At 59.1% G+C, this 5,631-nt stretch carries 4 protein-coding genes and 1 pseudogene; 3 read left to right on the forward strand and 2 right to left on the reverse strand.

From position 1 onward, the window contains the following. Together DD606_RS23530 and DD606_RS23535 are read left to right on the forward strand one after the other, a co-directional pair. Positions 1–299 (forward strand): annotated as a pseudogene (locus DD606_RS23530) (carbamoyltransferase HypF); the annotation flags it as partial. A 1-nt stretch (position 300) separates the two neighbouring features. Further along, complete coding sequence (locus DD606_RS23535) at positions 301–1,323, forward strand: HoxN/HupN/NixA family nickel/cobalt transporter (protein ID WP_023314717.1); 1,023 nt, start codon at positions 301–303, stop codon at positions 1,321–1,323. A gap of 126 nt (positions 1,324–1,449) precedes the next feature. Here DD606_RS23535 and norW read toward each other — a convergent pair whose 3' ends face one another. Both norW and norV read right to left on the reverse strand, forming a co-directional pair. Beyond that, entirely contained in the window at positions 1,450–2,583 is a 1,134-nt protein-coding gene (gene norW / locus DD606_RS23540) for an NADH:flavorubredoxin reductase NorW (RefSeq protein WP_023323659.1), read from the reverse strand. Then, positions 2,580–4,028 carry an anaerobic nitric oxide reductase flavorubredoxin gene (gene norV / locus DD606_RS23545; RefSeq protein ID WP_129259259.1) on the reverse strand — a complete coding sequence of 483 codons (1,449 nt, stop codon included), beginning with the start codon at positions 4,026–4,028 and terminating at the stop codon, positions 2,580–2,582. The genes norW and norV overlap by 4 nt, the downstream gene beginning before the upstream one ends. 187 nt (positions 4,029–4,215) lie before the next feature. Between norV and norR the strand changes: the two genes are divergently transcribed. Next, positions 4,216–5,631, forward strand: a 1,416-nt coding sequence (gene norR / locus DD606_RS23550; RefSeq protein ID WP_255573120.1) for a nitric oxide reductase transcriptional regulator NorR, incomplete at its 3' end; no start/stop codon positions are given.

A 5,631-nucleotide genomic window follows, 5' to 3' on the forward strand; every position in this document is an offset into this window, starting at 1 on the left:
TGTTCTGGCAGCAGTGGCTGGCCTGGCGGGCGGAGCCCGGCGAGCGCGCCTGGGCCTTTCACGATGCGCTGGCAAAAGGGCTGAGCGAACTGGCGGCAACGCATGCCCGCCGACGGTCGCTCTCTACGGTGTGCTTCAGCGGCGGCGTCCTTCACAACCGCCTGCTGCGCGCGCGCCTTCGTCATTACCTTTCTGATTTCACGCTTCTTTTTCCTTCGTGCCTGCCCGCAGGTGACGGAGCGATCTCCTTCGGGCAGGCGGTGGTTGCTGCCGCCCGATCATGTTTACAAAGGACTTAAAATGTTACGACTGTTACGCAATGAACCTCGTGCAGCGTGCCTGCTGCTGGCTCTCGGGATGGCTAACCTGCTGGCCTGGGGGCTGGCGTGGCACACCTTTAGCGACAGTACGGCGCTGATGGCGGCCAGCCTGCTGGCCTGGTGTTACGGACTGCGTCATGCGGTGGATGCCGACCATATCGCCGCGATTGATACCGTGACGCGTAAGATGATGCAGCAGGGCAAGCGCCCGTCCGGCGTGGGCGCATGGTTTTCCCTCGGACACTCCACCATCGTGGTGCTGGCCTCCATTGCTATCGCCGCTACCGCCACGGCGTTTCAGAAAAACATGGCATGGTTCCACGAAACCGGCAGCCTGATTGGCACCGCCGTCTCCGCCACCTTCCTGCTGGCGATGGCGCTGGTGAATATGGTGATCCTGCGCGGCGTCTGGCGCAGTTTTCAGGCACTGAAACACGGCAGGCCGGCGCAGGGCGACATCACGCTGCCTGCACAGGGTGGCGTCATGAACTGGCTGTTCGGCAAAACCTTCCGCCTCGTCAATAAAAGCTGGCAGATGTACCTGGTCGGTTTCCTGTTTGGCCTCGGCTTTGACACGGCCACCGAAATCGGCGTGCTGGGGATCTCCGCCGCCAGCGCCTCCAGCGGGATGTCGGTGTGGTCGATCATGATCTTCCCGGCGCTCTTCGCCAGCGGCATGGCGCTGGTGGATACGCTCGATAACCTGCTGATGGTGGGTGCCTACGGCTGGGCGTTTAACAAGCCGCAGCGCAAGCTGTACTACAACATGACCATCACCGGCACTTCGGTGGTAGTGGCGCTGTTTATCGGCGGCCTGGAAGCGCTGGGTCTGCTGATGGACAAGTTCTCCCTCAGCGGCGGCGTGTGGGATCTAATTGGCGCGGTGAACGATAACCTGGGCGATGCCGGATTTGTGGTGGTCGGGCTGTTTGTCGCCTGCTGGCTGATCTCGATGGCGAACTACCGCTGGCGCGGTTATGACGCGCTGGTGGTGCGCTCCTGACGCTGAAAGGGTAGCCATAAAAAAAGCCCCGGGACATCGGGGCGGTGGACAATAAAATCCAAAGGTTAAGTAAGCGTGGCAGTACTGTAGGCCGGGTAAGCGGAGCGCCGCCCGGCATGACGAGGGTTAAGCAGGTAACGATTTCAGCAGCGCGAAGGCCTCCTTCATTCTGTCTTCGCTGACCACAAAGGCGCGCATCTGACCGGCAGTATCGGTGCCGCGCGCCACCATGCCCTGAGGCGAAAGGGCAATCTGCCAGTCCAGATCCTGACGCTGCGTTTCACCTGCGAGATGCAGCGGTAGTTCCGGCGTTTTTACCTTCACCAGCATGGCGGGTAATTTCACCGGGGCGTTGCCGCCGAGCAGGTTTTTCGCCAGGAACATGGCGCTTAACTGAATCGGTTGCAGGAACGGCAGCACCTGGCCGTTAATTTCCGCGCAGTCGCCCAGGGCATAAATATCCGGCTGGGTGGTTTGCAGGTAGCTGTCCACCTTCACGCCGCGATTGATCTCTGCGCCCGCGCGGTGCGCCAGCGCGGTTTCCGGGCGCAACCCCGTCGCCGCAATAACCACATCCACTTCCACGCTGCGGTTGCGGTCGAGCGTCGCACAAATGCCGGTTTCGGTTTTGCTCAGGCTCTGCAACTGCGATTTCAGCAGCAGATGCACGCCCATGTCGGTCAGACGATGCTGTAAGCGACTGCTTACTTCTGCCGGCATCAGCGCTGACAGAATGCTGGCCGCGTGGTCAACCAGGGTGACGGATTTTCCCGCCCGGCAGAAGTCCATCGCCAGCTCGGTGCCAATCAGCCCGCCGCCGACAATCATCACCCGCGTGGCGTCGCGTAACAGGGTCTCGCTGGCCTGATACTCCAGCTGGCTGTTGAGCGTGACCATTAGTTCGCGGCCCTCAACCGGCGGCACAAACGCCGATGCCCCCGTCGCCAGCACCAGCTTGTCGTAGTGCCAGGTTTTATCTTTCGCGTTCACCACGTGGGCGTCGGCGTCGATATCGGTCACCCAGGTGTACGGAAACAGACGCAGGTTAAACTGTTCTGCAAACTCCCCCGCCGTCTGGCGGGTGAGATCGTCGGCGCGCTGATTCTGGCTAATGACGTGGCTTAAATCAGGCTTGTTGTACTCATCCATGCTGTCGGCGGCGATTACCGTCAACGGCACGTTAGCATCCTGTTTGCGGATATTTTTCACCAGCTGGCGGGCGGCAAAGCCCGAGCCGATAATGACGATGCCGTGGCTCATTTTGCCTCCGTTGCCAGTTCATCAAAGACGTCTTTCCCGAGGGAACATTCCGGGCAGAGGAAGTTGTCCGGCACCTCGCTCCATGGCGTACCAGGCGCGACATCCTGCAACGGCTCGCCCAGCTCAGGATCGTAAATCCACTGGCAGACGCTGCACTGCATGCAAGGGCCGAGGTCGGCAGCGGCAGGAGCGGCTTCTGCTACGGCTTCCGGCGCAACAGCCGCGGCGGGTGCGGTTTCCGGCAGTGGCGCAAGCGCCCACTGGCGGGCAATGTCGCGACCGTGCTGGCGACAGATTTCCAGCGCGTCGAGATCCGGACGCCATTTCGCCTTCAGGCTCAGGGACATCTCAAAACCGGCATCCTGTAAACGGGTGGAGAGACGGTCTACCGCGCCGCCGCTCCAGCCGTGTGAACCAAAGGCGCTGGCGCGTTTGTTACGGAAGCGCAGGCCGGTCATGTCTTCCACCAGTCCGGCAATTTTCGGCATCATCACGTTATTCATGGTGGAGGTACCCACCAGCACGCCTTTGGAGCGGAAGACGTTGGTCAATACCTCATTCTTATCGCTGCGCGCGACGTTGAAGATTTTCACCGCCACGTTCGGGTCAACTTCGTTGATGCCCTGGGCAATGGCGTCCGCCATCATGCGGGTGTTGTTGGACATGGTGTCGTAGAAGATCGTAATGCGGTCTTCCTGATAATCCGCCGCCCACTTCAGGTACAGTTCGACAATCTGGGTTGGATTTTCACGCCATACCACGCCGTGGGAGGTGGCAATCATATCCACCGGCAGGTTGAAGCCGAGGATCTCGGTGATTTTTGGCGTGACCAGACGGCTGAACGGGGTCAGGATGTTGGCGTAGTAGCGTTGGCATTGTTCGAACAGCTCGGTCTGATCCACTTCGTCGTTGAACAGACGTTCGTCGCAGTAGTGCTGGCCGAAGGCGTCGTTACTGAACAGCACCGCGTCACCGGTCATGTAGGTCATCATGCTGTCCGGCCAGTGCAGCATTGGGGTTTCCACGAAGATCAGCTGTTTGCCGTTGCCGATATCCAGCGTGTCGCCGGTTTTCACAGTGTGGAAGTTCCACTCCGGATGGTGGTGGTGGCCGTTGATGGAGTCAATGGCGTTAGTGGTGCAGTAGATCGGGGTATCCGGAATGTGGGACATCAGCTCGGTCAGCGCCCCGGCATGATCCTCTTCCGCGTGGTTGATGATAATGTAGTCGATCTCATTCAGATCGATTTCGCTGCGCAGGTTCTGCACGAACTCGCGGCTGAATTTGTGATCGACGGTATCGATCAGGACGTTTTTACCTTCACGAATGAGATAGCTGTTGTAGCTGCTACCGCGCAGCGTTTTGTATTCCGTCCCGTGAAAATCACGTACTTCCCAGTCACGTTGACCCACCCAATGAATGTTATTTTTAACCAGAATAGACATAGCAACCTCAACTTAATACGGCGTTTTCAAATAAGATGACTGTCATATATCAAGTTGCGTGCCAACTTTTTAACTTATTGAAAATAATGTATTTATATTTTGATGCTCCCAAATAGGTAGTCATTTTGACTATCTTAAAAATTGTCAATATGACACTATGTATTGTCAAAATGACAGTGAGGCAGAGATGAGCTTTTCCGTAGATGTGCTGGCGAAGATCGCCATAGAACTGCAAACCGGTATTGGTCATCAGGACCGCTTTCAGCGGCTGATCTCCACGTTGCGTCACGTGCTGGATTGCGATGCCTCGGCGCTGCTGCGTTACGAAGGGCGGCAGTTTATTCCGCTGGCTATCGACGGTCTGGCGAAGGACGTACTCGGGCGGCGCTTTACCCTGGAGGGCCACCCGCGTCTGGAAACCATCGCCCGTGCGGGTGACGTGGTGCGTTTCCCGGCGGACAGCGATCTGCCCGACCCTTACGACGGCCTGATCCCCGGGCAGGAGAGCCTGAAGGTGCACGCCTGTATCGGCCTGCCGCTGTTTGCCGGGCAGAACCTGATTGGTGCGTTAACCCTCGACGGCATGTCGCCGGATCAGTTCGATACCTTCAGCGACGAAGAGCTACGGCTGATTGCTGCGCTGGCGGCCGGGGCGCTGAACAACGCCCTGCTGATAGAACAGCTGGAGAGCCAGAATATTCTTCCGGGTAGCCCGACGGCGTTTGAGCAGGTGGCGCACACCGAAATGATCGGCCTTTCGCCAGGCATGGCGCAGCTCAAAAAAGAGATTGAGATTGTCGCCGCGTCTGATTTGAACGTGCTGATCTTCGGGGAGACCGGCACCGGTAAAGAGCTGGTGGCGAAAGCGATCCACGAAGCCTCGCCCCGTGCGGTGAATCCGCTGGTCTATCTCAACTGCGCGGCGCTGCCGGAAAGCGTGGCGGAAAGTGAGCTGTTCGGACACGTCAAAGGGGCCTTTACCGGGGCGATCAGCAACCGCAGCGGCAAGTTCGAAATGGCCGATAACGGCACGCTGTTCCTCGATGAAATTGGCGAACTCTCCCTTTCGCTCCAGGCCAAACTGCTGCGGGTGTTGCAGTATGGCGATATTCAACGCGTGGGAGACGATCGCAGCTTACGCGTGGATGTGCGCGTGCTGGCGGCGACGAACCGCGATCTGCGCGAAGAGGTGCTGGCGGGGAATTTCCGCGCCGATCTGTTCCACCGTCTGAGCGTGTTCCCGCTCACGGTGCCGCCGCTGCGCGAGCGGGGCGAGGATGTGGTGCTGCTGGCGGGCTTTTTCTGCGAACAGTGTCGGCTCAAAATGGGGCTTTCCCGCGTGGTGCTAAGCCCCGGTGCGAGGACGCACCTGCTGAGCTACGGCTGGCCAGGTAACGTGCGTGAACTGGAACATGCGATTCACCGCGCGGTGGTGCTGGCGCGGGCTACGCGTTCGGGGGATGAAGTGGTAATTCTGCGCGGCCTGGCGAAATACCTGACCATGCTGCACGAAGAACTTTCCAGCCACATGATGAAAGAGGAGCAGATCCTCTTCCCGATGATCAAACAGGGCATGGGCAGCCAGGCCATGGGGCCCATCAGC

It is taken from the genome of Enterobacter cloacae complex sp. GF14B (assembly GCF_004136805.1).
Lineage (GTDB): Bacteria > Pseudomonadota > Gammaproteobacteria > Enterobacterales > Enterobacteriaceae > Enterobacter > Enterobacter hormaechei_C.